The organism is Streptomyces sp. NPDC053673 (assembly GCF_055585225.1).
Genome location: NZ_JBVJKN010000026.1, coordinates 64,607 through 79,667, shown reverse-complemented (window position 1 = coordinate 79,667; position 15,061 = coordinate 64,607). Strand labels below are relative to the sequence as shown.

The 15,061-nt window shown below is 72.2% G+C and carries 13 protein-coding genes; 7 read left to right on the top strand and 6 right to left on the bottom strand.

The genetic code is table 11. The features are described from left to right. Positions 1-36 precede the first annotated feature (36 nt). Both ACZ6ZQ_RS29105 and ACZ6ZQ_RS29100 read left to right on the top strand, forming a co-directional pair. Entirely contained in the window at positions 37-714 is a 678-nt protein-coding gene (locus ACZ6ZQ_RS29105) for a response regulator (protein ID WP_469771483.1), read from the top strand. Beyond that, on the top strand, positions 711-1,784 hold the full coding sequence (locus ACZ6ZQ_RS29100) for a sensor histidine kinase (protein ID WP_469771482.1): 1,074 nt from the start codon (positions 711-713) through the stop codon (positions 1,782-1,784). Before ACZ6ZQ_RS29105 ends, ACZ6ZQ_RS29100 begins: the two co-directional genes overlap by 4 nt. 33 nt (positions 1,785-1,817) lie before the next feature. Here the strand turns inward: ACZ6ZQ_RS29100 and ACZ6ZQ_RS29095 are convergent, their stop codons facing one another. Then, positions 1,818-2,510, bottom strand: coding sequence for a response regulator transcription factor (locus ACZ6ZQ_RS29095; protein ID WP_469771481.1), 693 nt, complete (start codon positions 2,508-2,510; stop codon positions 1,818-1,820). Next, on the bottom strand, positions 2,489-3,850 hold the full coding sequence (locus tag ACZ6ZQ_RS29090; RefSeq protein ID WP_469771480.1) for a sensor histidine kinase: 1,362 nt from the start codon (positions 3,848-3,850) through the stop codon (positions 2,489-2,491). Before ACZ6ZQ_RS29090 ends, ACZ6ZQ_RS29095 begins: the two co-directional genes overlap by 22 nt. Before the next feature lie 277 nt (positions 3,851-4,127). Between ACZ6ZQ_RS29090 and ACZ6ZQ_RS29085 the strand changes: the two genes are divergently transcribed. Then, positions 4,128-4,943 (top strand): ABC transporter ATP-binding protein, encoded by an 816-nt coding sequence (locus ACZ6ZQ_RS29085; protein ID WP_469771479.1) that lies wholly within the window; start codon positions 4,128-4,130, stop codon positions 4,941-4,943. Further along, the gene (locus ACZ6ZQ_RS29080; protein ID WP_469771478.1) at positions 4,940-5,896 is read left to right on the top strand and encodes an ABC transporter permease subunit; all 957 of its coding nucleotides are present in this window, start codon (positions 4,940-4,942) and stop codon (positions 5,894-5,896) included. Before ACZ6ZQ_RS29085 ends, ACZ6ZQ_RS29080 begins: the two co-directional genes overlap by 4 nt. Here ACZ6ZQ_RS29080 and tesB read toward each other — a convergent pair. The 4 genes from tesB to ACZ6ZQ_RS29060 all read right to left on the bottom strand — a co-directional run bounded on the left by tesB (position 5,893) and on the right by ACZ6ZQ_RS29060 (position 10,417). Further along, positions 5,893-6,768, bottom strand: a complete 876-nt coding sequence (gene tesB / locus ACZ6ZQ_RS29075; protein ID WP_469771477.1) for an acyl-CoA thioesterase II — start codon at positions 6,766-6,768, stop codon at positions 5,893-5,895. The two genes, ACZ6ZQ_RS29080 and tesB, sit on opposite strands and share 4 nt — an antisense overlap. 5 nt (positions 6,769-6,773) lie before the next feature. Further along, the gene (locus ACZ6ZQ_RS29070; protein ID WP_469771476.1) at positions 6,774-7,931 is read right to left on the bottom strand and encodes an acyl-CoA dehydrogenase family protein; all 1,158 of its coding nucleotides are present in this window, start codon (positions 7,929-7,931) and stop codon (positions 6,774-6,776) included. A 250-nt stretch (positions 7,932-8,181) separates the two neighbouring features. Continuing rightward, entirely contained in the window at positions 8,182-8,664 is a 483-nt protein-coding gene (locus ACZ6ZQ_RS29065) for a hypothetical protein (protein ID WP_469771475.1), read from the bottom strand. A 178-nt stretch (positions 8,665-8,842) separates the two neighbouring features. Further along, complete coding sequence (locus ACZ6ZQ_RS29060; RefSeq protein WP_469771474.1) at positions 8,843-10,417, bottom strand: PucR family transcriptional regulator; 1,575 nt, start codon at positions 10,415-10,417, stop codon at positions 8,843-8,845. Between the two features lie 187 nt (positions 10,418-10,604). Between ACZ6ZQ_RS29060 and ACZ6ZQ_RS29055 the strand changes: the two genes are divergently transcribed. From ACZ6ZQ_RS29055 to ACZ6ZQ_RS29045, 3 genes are read left to right on the top strand one after another with little or no spacing between them, the layout of a single operon-like run. Continuing rightward, the gene (locus tag ACZ6ZQ_RS29055) at positions 10,605-12,086 is read left to right on the top strand and encodes a sodium:solute symporter family protein (protein WP_469771473.1); all 1,482 of its coding nucleotides are present in this window, start codon (positions 10,605-10,607) and stop codon (positions 12,084-12,086) included. A 50-nt stretch (positions 12,087-12,136) separates the two neighbouring features. Then, a complete protein-coding gene (gene speB, locus ACZ6ZQ_RS29050; protein ID WP_453660180.1) occupies positions 12,137-13,108 on the top strand; it encodes an agmatinase in 972 nt (323 codons plus the stop codon). Continuing rightward, positions 13,105-14,820, top strand: a complete 1,716-nt coding sequence (locus ACZ6ZQ_RS29045; RefSeq protein ID WP_469771472.1) for a thiamine pyrophosphate-binding protein — start codon at positions 13,105-13,107, stop codon at positions 14,818-14,820. The genes speB and ACZ6ZQ_RS29045 overlap by 4 nt, the downstream gene beginning before the upstream one ends. The last annotated feature ends 241 nt before the right edge of the window (positions 14,821-15,061 follow it).

Here is a 15,061-nt window from a genome sequence, read left to right as displayed (position 1 = left end):
CCCAGGCGCCACTTTGCTCACACCACAGGACGACCTTTGCTCTACGACTTGAGGCCGCCGGTGCGTGTGCTCGTCGTCGACGACGAGGAGCTCGTACGCGCCGCACTGCAGCGCATCCTCGACGCCGTCGACGCGATCACCGTCGAAGGGACCTGCGACGGCCCCGAAGCCGTCGACATGGTCCGGCGACACGCCCCCGACGTGGTGCTGCTGGACATCGACATGCCGTCCGTCGGCGGCCTGGACGTGCTGCGCCGCCTGCGCGCTCTTCCCCGGCCGCCCGTCGTGGCCATGCTCACCGCCCTCGACAGGGCCGACCACGTCGAGCGCGCGCTGCGGAGCGGCGCCTCCGGGTTTCTGCTCAAGAGCACCGAACCGCGGCTGTTCGTGGACGCCGTGCGGCTGCTCGCCGCAGGCGGCGTCATCTGCACACCGCCCGGCAGCGCGCACGTCCTCGCCCGTTACGCCGGCTCGGCCCCGATGCCCGCCCCCGACATGTCCGACGGGCTGGCCGGGCTCACCGACCGTGAGCGCGAGGTCCTTGCACTGATCGCGGCCGGATTGCCCAACACCGACATCGCCGCCCACCTCGGCATGGGCGTGACCACGGTCAAGACCCACATCGGGGCGCTCAAGCGGAAGCTCGCCGTCTCCAGCCGGGTGGGCCTGGCCGGCGTGGTCCACCGATCCGCTGCCGGGCAGGGTTCGGGATGACCGCCCGCCGATGGACAGTCGAAGCGCTCGTCGTCGTTGCCGCCGTCGCCGAGGCACTTGCGACGTGGCACTGGCTGGAGGACTGGATGTTCGCCGGCGCGCTCGCCGTCGCAGTCGTCCTCGTCCTGCGCAGGCGTTTCCCCCGGACGGTTCTCGTCCTCGCGCTGCCCACCCTGGCCACCGGCGTGGTGTGGCTGCCCGTGATGTGCGCGCTGCACGCATTCGCCGCCTCCGAACGCCGTCGCCGCGAGGTGATCGCCGGGTCGGCGGCCGTCGCGGTGGTCGCGTTCGTTCCGTGGCGGGACCTCGACGAGTACGCCTGGACACTCGCCGACACCACCCTCGGCGTCATGCTGGCCGGGCTGCTCGCGGTCGCCCCCGTCGCGCTGGGCCTGCTCGGCCGTGCCCGCCGTGAACTCGCCGTCCGCCTCGCCGAGCTGGCTCTGTCACGGGAACGCGAGCGCCGTTACGCCGCCGAGCAGGCGGCGCTGCGGGAAAGGGAGCGGCTGGCCCGGGACGTCCACGACACCGCAGCCCACCACCTGAGCCTGATCAGCCTTCGCGCCACCGCACTCGCCGCCGCCGCGGACTCCCCCGGCTACCGCCAGGAGGCTGAGGCCCTGGGCGAGCTGAGCAGACACGCGGCCGCCGACCTGCGCCAGGCGATCCGCCACGAGACCCCGGGCCTGGCGCAGCTCCCCGGACTCGTCGTGGCCGCGGGCGACGATGTACGCGCGGACCTCGCCCGCATGGACCTCGCGGGCTGCGCGCCGGAGATCCAGCACACCGCGTACCGCATCGTCCAAGAGGCACTGACGAACGTGCGCCGGCACGCGCCGGGCGCCCGGACCGACGTCGCGGTGCGCTGCACACCCGACTCGCTGCACATCTCCGTACGCAACGGGCCACCGTCCGTGCCCGGACCGCGCCCCGAGCCCGGAGGCGGCCAGGGCCTGCCGGGCCTGAGGGCCCGCACGGCGGCCCTCGGCGGCACCCTCACCGCGGCCCCGGCGCCGGACGGCGGCTTCGCCCTCGAGGCGGTGCTGCCGTTGTCGGCGCCCGCCTCGTGATGATCACTGCGCATCCATCCTCGGGGAAGCGCTCTACACCCCTGCCGGGCTGTCGGGGGCGGCGTCGTGGACGATCAAGGCGATCTGGACGCGGTTGGTGACCTCGAGCTTGGCCAGGATGCTCGACACGTGGGCCTTGACGGTGGGGACGCTCATGAACAGCCGGGCGGCGATCTCCGCATTCGTCCGCCCTTGACCGACCGCGCGTGCGACGTCGTACTCGCGTGCGGCCAGGCGCTCCAGTCGGGCCCGGGCCCGTGCCCGGGCGTTGGTGGCGGGCTCGGCCGGCGGGGTCGCGATCTGCGCGATCAGCTGCTGGGTGACTGCCGGCGACAGGACGGGGTCTCCGGCTGCGACACGGCGCACGGCGCCGACGATGTCGTTCGGCGGGGTGTCCTTGAGGAGGAACCCGGCGGCGCCGGCCCGCAGGGCGCGCAGGACGTAGTCGTCCGGGTTGAAGGTGGTCAGGACGATGACGGCCGGGGCAGTGGGGAGCGCGCGCAGGGCCTGGGTCGCGGCCAGACCGTCGCAGACCGGCATGCGGATGTCGAGGAGGACGACATCGGGGGCGTGTTCGGCGGTCAGGGCGACGGCCTCGTCGCCGTCGGCCGCTTCCGCGACGACGTCGATGTCCTCCACGCCGGCGAACATCACGCGCAGGCCCATGCGTACCAGTGGGTCGTCGTCGGCGAGCAGCAGTCGGATCACGCGGGCCACGGTATCCATGCCTGGAGGAGGAACTCACCGGCACTGGGTCCGTGCCGCAGTTCGCCGCCTGCCAGTGCCGCGCGCTCGGCCAGGCCGATGAGGCCTCGGCCGGAACCCGGGATGGCACCGTCTGGCGTGCCGGACGCCGCCGGGCCTCCGGAGGACGCCGGTCCTCCGGGGGAAGGCGCCGAGCCCGAAGGCCGGGACGGTACGGCGGGGTTGCGGACGATGATGTCCAGACCGGCGCCCCGGCCTCCGCTCACCTCGACGTAGACGGGGGCGCCCGGTGCGTGCTTGCGGGCATTGGTCAGGCCCTCCTGCACGATGCGGTAGACGGTGCGGCCCGCGAGCGCCGGGGTGGTGGCCGGCTCCTCGACGTCGACGTCCAGGCGGAGCCGCATGCCCGCGGCACGGGACTCGTCAGCGAGCCTGCCGAGGTCGACCAGGAAGGGCTGCGGTGCCTCGGGGAGCGCTTCGCCGGAGGCCCCGTGGGAGGTCCCGGGGGCAGCCCGTGGTGCCGGTGCCGTGGACGGCGGGAGGGAGGGGTACCGGTCGCCGGGAGTGCGCAGGAGTCCGATGACGGTACGAAGGTCCTCAAGGGCCTGGTGGGCGCTCTCCCGGATGACCCCCGCCGCCCGCCCCAGGTCGGCGGGATCGGGGGAGGAGTTGAGCTCCAGGGCACCGGCGTGCACGCTCAGCAGCGAGAGCCGGTGGGCCAAGACGTCGTGCATCTCGCGTGCGATGTCCTCACGGGCCCGTTGCTGCGCTTCCAGGGTCCGCCGGGTGGCTTCCTGATCGGCCCGCCGGGCGCGCTCGGTGAGGGCGGTCTCCCGCTTCCGGCGCGAGCGGACGAACCGGCCCCAGCCCACCGACAGGGCGACCAACGTCCAGGCGATGAGCAGGGTGCCCAGGGCCGCCGGGTCCAGGACGCTCGTGCCGCGCCATGCCTGGGCCACGGCGACGGGAACCGCCGCGGCCGCCGCGAGCCAGGCCGTGACGCGCACGGGGCGCAGTGCCGCGGCGGTGAACAGTGCGACCATCGCGGAGACCGTGACCGCCGGGGACAACAGCCCGAGTACGAGCGCGAGGACGGCGACGGCGACGGGAAACCGGCGCCTGAACCACAGGGCGCACGCCGCCCCGGCGGCGACGACCGAGCCGGCGTCCACGAAGACGAACCAGGGCTCGTACAGCGCGACGACTTTCACGGCGGACAGCGGCGGCGTGCCCAGCGGGACACGCGGGAACATCAGCAGCGGATTGGCCGCGGTTCCGGCGAGCGCCACGGACAGGCAGACGGCGAACACCACGACGGTGACGTCGACGGAGCGCCGACGGGAGGCAGGGGGCGGGGGCACGGGGCGGAGCCTACGCGACACAAACCAGGTAAAGCCTTCGTCCCGCCCTTCGTCAGGAAACCCCCTACCTTGGTCGGGCCTCCCCCGGGTCCGGGCACCGCCCAAGGTCACCGACGCGCTCGACCAACTTCCGATGCGTGACGGGCGCGTCGGTTCCTAGCGTCGGGGCCATGAACACCGAACAGAGGCCCACACCGCTCATCACCCCATGTGCCGCCGCCGGCACCACTGTTGCGGCACTGCCCGCAATGGCCGTACGGAAGGCGGGGCACCGCCGGTGAACCGCATCGCCAACGCCGCGGACCCGGCGGGCCCCGCACTGCGAGCCATCGGGCTCGGTCGCCGCTATCGGCGCGGATGGGCTCTGCGTGACTGCACCTTCCAGATCCCGACCGGCCGGGTGTGCGCCCTCGTGGGTCCGAACGGGGCGGGGAAGAGCACTCTGCTCTCCCTGGCCGCCGACCTGCTGACCCCCACCGAGGGATCGATCCACGTCTTCGGCAGGTCCCCACAGGATTCCGGCGCCCGGGCCACGACCGCCCTGCTGAGTCAGGACAAACCGCTCCTCCGGGGCTTCCGTGTTGCGGAGATCCTCCGGATGGGCCGCGAGATGAACCCGACCTGGGACCAGGCCGTCGCCGAACGCGTCGTCGCGGGCGGCGACATACCCCTCCACGCCCGCGTCGGCTCACTCTCCGGTGGCCAGCACACCCGGGTGGCCCTCGCGCTCGCCTTCGGCAAACGCCCGCGCCTGCTGATGCTGGACGAGCCGATGGCCGACCTCGATCCACTGGTACGGCACGAGATGTCCGAGCTCCTCCTGTCGGAGGCGGCCGCGCACGGAACCACCGTCCTGCTGTCGTCGCATGTCGTCTCCGAACTCGAAGGCGCCTGCGACTTCCTCCTTCTCGTCGGCTCCGGGCGCATCCGGCTGGCCGGTGACGTCGACGACCTCCGCGCCGCACACCGCCACGGTGCCGACGGCTCCGTCCCCTCCCTGGAACAGCTGATCATGACCTACCTGCGCGACCCCCTCCTGCCCGCGGTGGCCACACCGGCCGCCCGCCCCGAGCACGTCGGGGGTGCGGCATGATCGGCGTACGAGGCGTCATCTGGCTGGTCTGGCGCCAGCACCGTGCCGCGCTGTGGGCCTTGCTCGCCCTGACCGTCCTCGTCGGCGGGTACCTCGCGTTCGGGGGGTACGCGGCGGCGGAGGCCGCCCGCGCACTGGACGGGTGCGCCGGGCAGGACGCCGCGCCGCAGTGCTCCCAGGCCCTGACCGACTTCCAGCAGGAGCACCAGTACCCGCTGCGCCTGCCGCTCCAGTTGCTCCTGCTCCTCCCGCTGCTGCTCGGGGTGTTCCTCGGCGCACCGCTGTTCGCGCAGGAACTGGAGTCGGGCACCCTGCGCACCGCGCTTTCGCAGTCGGTGTCACGCGCCCGCCTGCTCCGGGCGAAGCTGGCCGTGCCCGTGATGCTGACCCTGGTCGCGGCAGGCGTGATCACCGCGTGTGCCACGTGGTGGTGGCACAGGGTTGCCGGTGCGGTCGGCAGCGACTTCCCGTGGTACATGCCGATACCGTTCGATGCCGTCGGGCCCGCACCCGTCGCCAAGGCGCTGCTGGTGCTGATGATCGGCGTCACGCTGAGCCTGTTGTTGCGGCGCACCGTCGCCGCCATGGCGGCCACGGCGGTGGCCGGCGGTTCCGCGTTGTTCGCCCTGGAGCAGGTCCGCGGCGACCTGTGGCCGACGGTGACAGCGCAGCGATCGGGCCTGGGCGCGGATGCGGCACCCGGCGACGCCTGGCTGTTCGACGACGGGCTGGTCGTGGCCGCCGGCCGACGCGTGCCGCAGTCCGGCGAGTGCTTTGCTGCGGACGACTACGAGCAGTGCCTGGCAGGAAAGGGGGTCACCGGGCACTGGGCGGAGTTCCACCCGTCGAGTCACTTCTGGCCCCTCCAGTGGGCTGAGACGGGCCTGTGCCTGGCCGCGGCTGCGGCACTGGCCGGCCTCTGCTTCTGGTGGACCCGGCATCGCCTCACCTAGTCGTGCGGGACCCGGACCACGCCCTCCTGGATGACCGAGATCGCCAGCTGCCCGTCCTGCGTGTAGATACGGGCCTGCCCGAGGCCGCGTCCGCCGTGAGAGCTCGGCGACTCCTGGTCGTACAGCAGCCACTCGTCCGCCCGGAACGGCCGGTGGAACCACATCGCGTGGTCCAGCGAGGCGCCCACGACGTCACCGACGGTCCAGCCGCCCCGCCCGTGCGCCAGCAGCACCGAGTCGAGCAGCGTCATGTCCGAGACGTACGTGGCGAGGCAGACGTGCAGCAGGGGATCGTCCGCGAGCTTGCCGTTCGTACGGAACCAGACCTGCGAGCGCGGCTCGCGCGGCTCCCCGACGGTGGCGTAGGGAGGAGGGTCCACGTACCGCAGGTCGACCGCCGCGCGTGCTTCGAGCATCCGCTCCACGATGTCCGGGTGGATGAGCTCTCCCGCGTACCGCGGCAGGGACTCGGCGGCCGTGGGCAGGGTCTCGGGGTCCGGCGCGTCCGGCATCCGCGTCTGGTGGTCGAGCCCTTCCTCGTACGTCTGGAAGGACGCCGAGAGATGGAAGATCGGCTGGCCGTGCTGGACGGCGACGACCCGCCGGGTCGTGAAGGACCGGCCGTCGCGGATCCGGTCGACCGTGTAGACGATCGGGGCGCCGGGGTCGCCCATGCGAAGGAAGTACGCGTGCAGGGAGTGGGCCGTGCGGTCGTCGGGGACGGTGCGGCCCGCGGCGACGAGCGCCTGGGCCGCGACCTGTCCGCCGAAGACCCGGGGCACGATCGCCGAGCGCGAGCGGCCCCGGAAGTAGTCCTGCTCGATCTGCTCCAGGTCGAGCAGATCGAGCAGGTCTTCGAGCGCGTTTGTCACCTGGACTACAGCCCCATGTCCTTGGCGATGATCGACTTCATGACCTCGCTGGTGCCGCCGTAGATGCGGTTGACGCGGTTGTCGGCGTAGAGGCGGGCGATCGGGTACTCGTTCATGTAGCCGTAGCCGCCGTGCAGCTGGAGGCAGCGGTCGATGACGCGGTGCGCGACCTCGGTGCAGAACAGCTTGGCGGAGGCGGCCTCGGCGGGCGTGAGCTCTCCCGCGTCCAGGGCTTCCAGGGCGCGGTCGGCGACGGCCTCGGCGGCGTCCACCTCGGCCTGGCAGGCGGCCAGCTCGAACTTGGTGTTCTGGAAGTGCGCGACCGGCTTGCCGAAGACCGTGCGCTCCTGCACGTACTCCTTGGCGAACCGGACGGCGGCCTTGGCCTGGGCGTACGCGCCGAACGCGATGCCCCAGCGCTCGGACGGCAGGTTCCGGCCGAGGTAGTAGAAGCCCTTGTTCTCCTCGCCGAGCAGGTCCTCGACCGGGACCTTGACGTCGACGAAGGCCAGCTCTGCGGTGTCGGAGGTCTTCAGGCCGAGCTTGTCCAGCTTGCGGCCTATGGAGTAGCCCTCGGACTTGGTGTCCACGGCGAACAGGGAGATGCCGAAGCGGCGGTCGTCCTCGCGCGGGGCGGAGGTACGGGCGCACACGATCACACGGTCGGCGTGCACACCACCGGTGATGAAGGTCTTGGCGCCGTTGAGGACGTAGTGCGTGCCGTCCTCGGAGAGCTTGGCGGTGGTCTTCATGCCCGCGACATCGGAGCCGGTGCCCGGCTCGGTCATCGCCAGCGCCCACATCTCCTCGCCGCTGACGAACTTCGGCAGGTAGCGCTTCTTCTGCTCGTCGTCGGCCAGCATCTTGATGTACGGCAGGGCGAGCAGCACATGCACGCCGGAGCCGCCGAAGTTGACGCCTGCGCGCGAGGTCTCCTCGTAGAGCACGGCCTCGAACTTGTGCGTGTCCAGGCCGGCGCCGCCGAACTCCTCGGGGACGTTGATGCCGAAGATGCCCAGCTCGCCGAGCTTGTAGTAGAAGTCGCGAGGAGCCTGGCCGGCCGCGTACCACTCGTCGTAGACGGGGGCGACCTCGGCCTCGATGAAGGCGCGGATGGTCTCCCGGAACGCCTCGTGGTCCTCGTTGTAGACGGTACGGCGCACGGTCGACGCCTCCTTCGCAGTCCTTGGGGCAGTTATGTCTAAGCGCTTGCTCAGACCAAGTTACCGGGCAGTTCGCAAGCCTGTCCAGAGTGAGGATCAGCACGCTCCACAACGACGGAGGTGCGTCTGCGCATGAAAACGCCCCCGCTGGTGTGAGGCGGGGGCCGCCGGCGGCTCGGGGAGGGTGGCCGGACCGTGGCAGGGGGTCGCCGCTGCACGGCTCCGCTTCGCTCCTTTCCGGGCGTGGGGCTCAGCCCGGGGCGAGCGGCGGCGGCCCCGGCTGCGGGTCCTCGCCGTCGTAGGCCGCCAGTGCGGCCTGGCGGCATTCGAGCAGTTCGCCGAGGTCCTCGGAAGCCAGCTGCTCCTGGGTCAGCTTCACCGTGGCCTTGCCCTCCACGGCGGCCCACGCGTGCCGGGCGCGTTTGTTGGCTCTGCGCCTGGTGTCGCTGCGCAGGAAGCCCGCCCCGGCCGCGAACCCGGCAGAGGCCAGGGCGATCAGTGCCGCGGGAATGCGCGCGTCCGCCGTGGCCAGTCCCGCCGCTCCTGCCGTGCCGGCGAGCAGGGCCGCGGGGAAGCCGAGACCGATGTCCAGCCTGGTCCAGAACTCGGCCCGCCGATGGGCGAGCGTCCTCTGGTGCGTTGCCTCGTCCCGGAGCCGCTCGATCTCGGCACGCAGGCGGCGTGCGGGCTCGTCCGGGTTCAGGATCGTGGTTCCGTCAGCGGGAGAAGCCATGCAGGAATTCCAACACGTCTGTGGCGCAAGGGACTTGGGCCGTAACGACAGCCTTCGAGGCCGAGAGTCGTGGGCTTTCCACGGAACCAGGGCGACGTAACGGGACCACGGCGTCGTAACGGCGCCACGGCGCCACGGCGCCACGGCGGCGCGACGGGACCTCGGTGACGCGGGTGCGTCATGCGTACCGCAGTGCGAACCACAGCTCCATCCGTACGTCCGCGTCGTCCAGGTCGACGCCCAGCAGCGACGAGCAGCGAGCGATCCGCTGCCGCACGGTGTTGCGGTGGACGCCCAGGGCCAGCGCCGTGCGGTCCCAGCTGCCGTGCAGCGAGAGCCAGACGCGCAGGGTCTCGGTGAGGGCGGGCGAGGCCACGATGGGTGCGAGCAGGGTGCGGGCGTGGACGGCGGCTTCGCCTGGCGCGATCAGCTCGGCGAGGCCCGCGTCCCGCTGGCGGGACAGCGGTGCCCGGGTCGCCTCGGCCCGGCGCAGGGCGCGCGCCGCCGAGGTGTCGGCGGCGGTGAGCTCGGAGGGCTCGGCGGGGGCGCTCACTCCGAGGGTCCAGCCCGGCTGCGGCTCGATCCTGCGCTCGCCGGAGAGCAGGATCCGTACGGTCGCGCCGTCCGCGTCCACCAGCGTGCTGCCCAGCGCCGCGCCGAGGGCCGAGGCCGCGATCCGGTCCGGCTGTCCCGGGCGGGTCGCGTGCACCACCGTCCACGGTCCCGGGCCCAGCGCCGGTGCCACGTCGGCGGGAGCGGCCCCCAGCAGCAGCCGCACCAGTGCGGCGGACCGCCCGGTTGCGTCGGCCCCCTGATGCGGGGCGGTGAGCAGCGACAGCAGGACGACGGCGACTCCCGCGATCGTGTGCCCGCCGGGCTCTCGCGCCTCGGCGGCGATCCCGAGGACGAGGCCCTCGCCGCCGCCCAGCGCGTACGCGGCGAGGTGTGTGTCCCCGACGGAATCGGTGGCCGATGCGGGTGCCGGCCGCGCGGAGCCGGTGGCCTGCCCGCCGCCCTCCGGCTGTGTACCGGGGGGAGGCGCCGTGTGGGGCCCCGGGCCCCCGGCCGCTTCCTCCCCGGCCTCCTCGTCCTGGGTCTCCGGCCTCACCACCCGGGACAGCCGCCCCAGCGCCTCGCGTGCCTCCCGTGACGGCGCCCGGCCGGCCGCCTGCAGGGCCGAGCCGTCCGGGGCCAGCAGGACCGCCCAGCCGCTCAGCCGGGACGCCAGCTGCTGGAGCACCGCCGGGACCGGGTCGGGGCGGGCCGCCGCGGTGGCCAGGCCCTGCTGGGCCTCGCTCACCCGGCGCACCTCCTGGAGGCGGACCTGGGCCATCAGCCGCCAGACCGCGCGGGCGATCGCCGTGAACGGGGTCTGCGGCGGTACCTCGATCAGCGGCAGGCCGCGCCGGTCGCACGCCGCGACGAGAGCCTCCGGCACGGAGTCGTACACCGGAGCGACACCGAAGCCGATCGCCGCTCCGCCCGCCTCGGCCACGCGGGCGGCGTACATCTCCGGATCCTTCAGCAGGACGCCCGCCGTCAGCAGCAGCTCGCCGCCGAGCAGGTACGGGTACGGATCGGCCATCTCCGAGGTGTGCACCCACTGGATGACGATGTTTTCTGTGCTTGCGGGGTTCTCGGGATCCGGGACGCCCGCGATGAGCCGCAGGCCGAGGTCCTCACGGGCCAGCAGCGCGGCCAGAGGGACAGGTGGGGCCGGCGGGGCGGCGGGGCGAGTGGTGGGGTCCGGCATGGTGGACGTTCCATCCGATGTCGTCTTCAAGAATGGATGAAACGTACACTTCAGCGTCGCTTTCCGGCCACCTATCGTCGAGACGTCCAGCAGCCGCGGGTACGGGCGGATGTCCCCGCACAAGAGCTGCTGCGTCCCCTCGTACCCCTTGCACGACACGCCACCGAGAGTGAGCGAAGGAGGCCCCATGGCCGTCGACTACGCAGTGATCGTCGTCTATCTGGCCGGCATGCTGGCCATGGGCTGGTGGGGCATGCGCCGCGCCAAGTCCAAGAGCGAGTTCCTGGTGGCGGGCCGCAGGCTCGGCCCCTGGATGTACTCCGGCACGATGGCTGCCATCGTCCTCGGCGGCGCCTCCACGATCGGCGGCGTCGGCCTCGGCTACAAGTACGGCCTCTCCGGCGCCTGGATGGTCTTCGCCATCGGCCTCGGACTCCTCGCCCTCTCGGTCTTCTTCTCCGCGCGCATCGCCCGGCTGAAGGTCTACACCGTGTCCGAGATGCTGGACCTGCGCTACGGCGGCCGGGCCGGCCTCATCACCGGTGTCGTGATGTGGGCGTACACCCTGATGCTCGCGGTCACCTCGACCATCGCCTACGCCACGATCTTCGACGTCCTCTTCGACATGAACCGGACGCTCGCGATCATCCTCGGCGGCTCGATCGTCGTCGCCTACTCCACGCTCGGCGGCATGTGGTCGATCACCCTCACCGACATGGTGCAGTTCGTCGTCAAGACGGTCGGCGTGCTCCTCCTGCTGCTGCCCATCGCCGTGATCAAGGCGGGCGGCTTCGCCGAGATGAAGGCCCAGCTGCCCACCGAGTACTTCGCCCCGCTCGGCATCGGCGGCGAGACGATCTTCACGTACGTCCTCATCTACACGTTCGGCATGCTGATCGGCCAGGACATCTGGCAGCGCGTCTTCACCGCCCGCAACGACAAGGTCGCCCGCTACGGCGGCACCGTCGCCGGTACCTACTGCCTCGTCTACGCCCTCGCCGGCGCCGTCATCGGCACCGCCGCCAAGGTGCTCTACCCGAACCTCGGCAACGCCGACGACGCCTTCGCCACCATCGTCAAGGACGCGCTCCCGATGGGTGTGCGGGGCCTGGTCCTCGCCGCCGCGCTCGCCGCGGTCATGTCGACCTCCTCCGGCGCCCTGATCGCCTGTGCCACCGTCGCCAACAACGACATCTGGTCGAAGCTGCGCGGCGCCGTCACCCACCACCGCGCCGACGCCGAGGCGCACGACGAGGTCAAGGGCAACCGGACGTTCATCCTGCTCATGGGTGTCGCCGTCATCTTCATCGCGATCGCCCTCAACAACGTGATCGAGGCGCTGACCGTGGCGTACAACCTGCTCGTCGGCGGCCTGCTGGTCCCGATCCTCGGCGGACTGCTGTGGAAGCGCGGCACGGTCCACGGCGCACTGTCCTCCGTCGTCGTCGGCGGCCTCGCGGTCATCGGCCTGATGTGGAAGTACGGCATCCTCGCCAACCAGCCCGTCTACTACGGTCTGCTGGCCTCCCTGGCGGCCTACGTGATCGTCTCGCTGGCCACCAGGCCGACGGACGCGGCGATCCTGGCAGCCTGGCGCGAGCGCCTCGCGGGCCGCACCCCCGAGAACGAGCCGGCGACCGACGCGGAATCGGTCCCGGCGGTGCATTAAAGTCAAACAGCCTCGAACTGTAGGAAAAGCGTAGGAAAGAAGGCATGGTCATGAGCAGCAACGAGACGCCGCGCGGCCCCATCGACTCGTCCCGCATCCCGCGGTACGCCGGACCCGCGACGTTCGCCCGGCTGCCACGGCTCGACGAGGTCGGCAGCGCCGATGTCGCCGTCGTCGGTGTGCCCTTCGACGCCGGGGTCTCCTACCGTCCCGGCGCGCGCTTCGGCGGCAACGCCATCCGTGAGGCGTCGAGGCTCCTGCGCCCGTACAACCCGGCGCAGGACGCCTCGCCCTTCGCGCTCGCCCAGGTCGCGGACGCCGGAGACATCGCCGCCAACCCGTTCAACATCAACGAGGCCGTCGAGACCATCGAGGCCGCGGCCGATGATCTGCTCGGCACCGGCGCCCGGATGATGACGCTCGGCGGCGACCACACCATCGCGCTGCCGCTGCTGCGCGCGGTCGCCAAGAAGCACGGCCCGGTCGCGCTGCTCCACTTCGACGCGCACCTGGACACCTGGGACACGTACTTCGGCGCCGAGTACACCCACGGCACTCCGTTCCGCCGCGCCGTCGAGGAGGGCATCCTCGACACCGAGGCGCTCTCCCACGTCGGCATCCGCGGCCCGCTCTACGGCAAGCAGGACCTGACCGACGACGAGAAGCTGGGCTTCGGCATCGTCACCTCCTCCGACGTCTACCGCCGCGGCGCCGACGAGGTCGCCGACCAGCTCCGCCAGCGCATCGGCGACCGTCCGCTGTACATCTCCATCGACATCGACTGCCTCGACCCGGCGCACGCGCCCGGCACCGGCACCCCCGAGGCCGGCGGCATGACCTCCCGCGAGCTGCTGGAGATCCTGCGCGGGCTCGCCTCCTGCAACCTGGTCTCCGCCGACGTCGTCGAGGTCGCCCCCGCCTACGACCACGCCGAGATCACGTCGGTCGCGGCCTCCCACACCGCGTACGAACTGACCACGATCATGTCCCGCCAGATCGCGGCCGCGAGGACCGCGAAGTGACCCACGACCACGACCTCGTACTGCGCCCGACCCCGCAGCAGGCCGAGGCCGCGCTCAACCCGCCGGCCGGGCGCAACGGCGGTGACCTCGTCGTCGAGACCCTCCAGGGCCTCGGCTCCACCACCGTCTTCGGCCTGCCCGGCCAGCACGCGCTCGGCATGTTCGACGCGCTGCGCCGCTCGTCGCTCCGGTACGTCGGACTGCGCGTCGAGAACAACGCGGGCTTCGCCGCCGACGCCTACGGCCGGATCACCGGCGAGGTCGCCCCGCTGCTGCTCTCCACCGGGCCCGGAGCGCTCACCTCGCTCGCCGCGCTCCAGGAGGCGGCGGCCGCGTCCGCTCCGGTGCTCGCCATCTCCAGCCAGATCCCGACCGCGGGTCTCGGCGGCGGACGCCACGGGTATCTGCACGAACTGCCCGACCAGAAGGCGTCGTTCCGCGACATCGTCAAGTCCGTGCACACCGTCCGTACGGCCTCGCAGATCCCCTCCGCGATCGCCGCCGCCTGGGAGTCCGCGCTGAGCGCCCCGCACGGCCCGGTCTGGGTGGAGATCCCGCAGGACGTGCTGCTCGCCGAGACGAGCCTGCCCGTCGTCACGGCCATGGACGCCACACCGCACGACCTGGTGCCCCGCCCCGAACTGACGGCGGTGGCGGCGCACCTGCTGTCCAACGCCTCCCGCCCGGCGATCATCGCGGGCGGCGGTGTCGTACGCTCCGACGCCGCCGGCAAACTGCTGGCGCTGGCCGAGAAGCTGGACGCGCCGGTCGTGACCACCTTCGGCGGCAAGGGCGCCTTCCCGTGGGAGCACCCTCTGTCGATGCAGTCCTGGCTGGAGGACCGGCACACCACCGACCTCCTGGAGGACGCCGACGTCCTGCTCGTCGTCGGCTCGGGCCTCGGTGAACTCTCCTCGAACTACCACACGTTCGCCCCGCGCGGACGCGTCATCCAGATCGAGGCGGACCTCGGCAAGCTGGAGTCCAACCACCCCGCGCTCGGTATCCACGCCGACGCCCGCATCGCGCTCTCGGCGCTGCTGGAGACGGTGGGGGTGGGGGTACCTCCCGTGTCCGAAGGGCTACGGGGGAGACGCGACCCGGCCGCCGCCGAGCGGGTGTCCACCCTTCTCGCGAAGGTACGGGAGCGGATCGCCGGCCAGGAACTGACCCTGGAGCAGGAGGTGCTCGCCGCGGTCCGTGCGGCCCTGCCGGACGACTCCCCGAGCTTCTGGGACATGACCATCCTCGCCTACTGGGCCTGGTCCGCCTTCGACGCCCGGCACCCGAACACGATGCACTCCGCCCAGGGCGCCGGCGGCCTCGGCTACGGCTTCCCCGCCGCGCTCGGAGCGGCCGCCGCCGACCCGTCCCGGCCGGTGCTCGCGGTCTCCGGCGACGGCGGCGCGATGTACTCGATCGCGGAGCTCGCGACGGCGAAGCAGTACGGCCTGCCCGTCACCTGGCTGATCGTCGACGACGGCGGCTACGGCATCCTGCGCGAGTACATGACGGACGCCTTCGGCGAGGCCACGGCGACCGAGCTGTCCCGCCCGGACTTCGTGGCGCTCGCGGAGTCGTTCGGGGTACCGGCGGTCCGTACGACCCCCGAGTCGCTCCGCGAGGACCTGACGAAGTCCTTCGAGCAGCCAGGCCCTTCGGTCGTGGTGCTGCCGGCGCTGCTGAGGATGTTCGAGCCGACGCACCTGTGAGGCCGTGCCACCCGCGGGTCACTTCATGAGTGACCCGCGGGGTGAGCTCGCGCGTGTGAGCTCGTACCCGGCGGCCGACTCGTGGAACCGCGGGGCGAGCCCGCCCTGCTCCGGCGACGAGAACCAGAACGCCCCCCCCCGGATCAGCGGGTTGTGCCGACCGACCGTGCGGCTGCCTCGCCGATGAGACGTACAACTCCCTGCGGCACCCAGGTTCCGTACAACCTTTCGGGTGCTGCTG

Bases quoted from the DNA above. Each gene is read 5' to 3' on its own strand.
- speB (WP_453660180.1), top strand. From the start codon at position 12,137: ATGAGCAGCAACGAGACGCCGCGCGGCCCCATCGACTCGTCCCGCATC.
- ACZ6ZQ_RS29080 (WP_469771478.1), top strand. From the start codon at position 4,940: ATGATCGGCGTACGAGGCGTCATCTGGCTGGTCTGGCGCCAGCACCGT.
- ACZ6ZQ_RS29060 (WP_469771474.1), bottom strand. From the start codon at position 10,417: ATGCCGGACCCCACCACTCGCCCCGCCGCCCCGCCGGCCCCACCTGTC.
- ACZ6ZQ_RS29095 (WP_469771481.1), bottom strand. From the start codon at position 2,510: ATGGATACCGTGGCCCGCGTGATCCGACTGCTGCTCGCCGACGACGAC.
- ACZ6ZQ_RS29065 (WP_469771475.1), bottom strand. From the start codon at position 8,664: ATGGCTTCTCCCGCTGACGGAACCACGATCCTGAACCCGGACGAGCCC.
- ACZ6ZQ_RS29100 (WP_469771482.1), top strand. From the start codon at position 711: ATGACCGCCCGCCGATGGACAGTCGAAGCGCTCGTCGTCGTTGCCGCC.
- ACZ6ZQ_RS29055 (WP_469771473.1), top strand. From the start codon at position 10,605: ATGGCCGTCGACTACGCAGTGATCGTCGTCTATCTGGCCGGCATGCTG.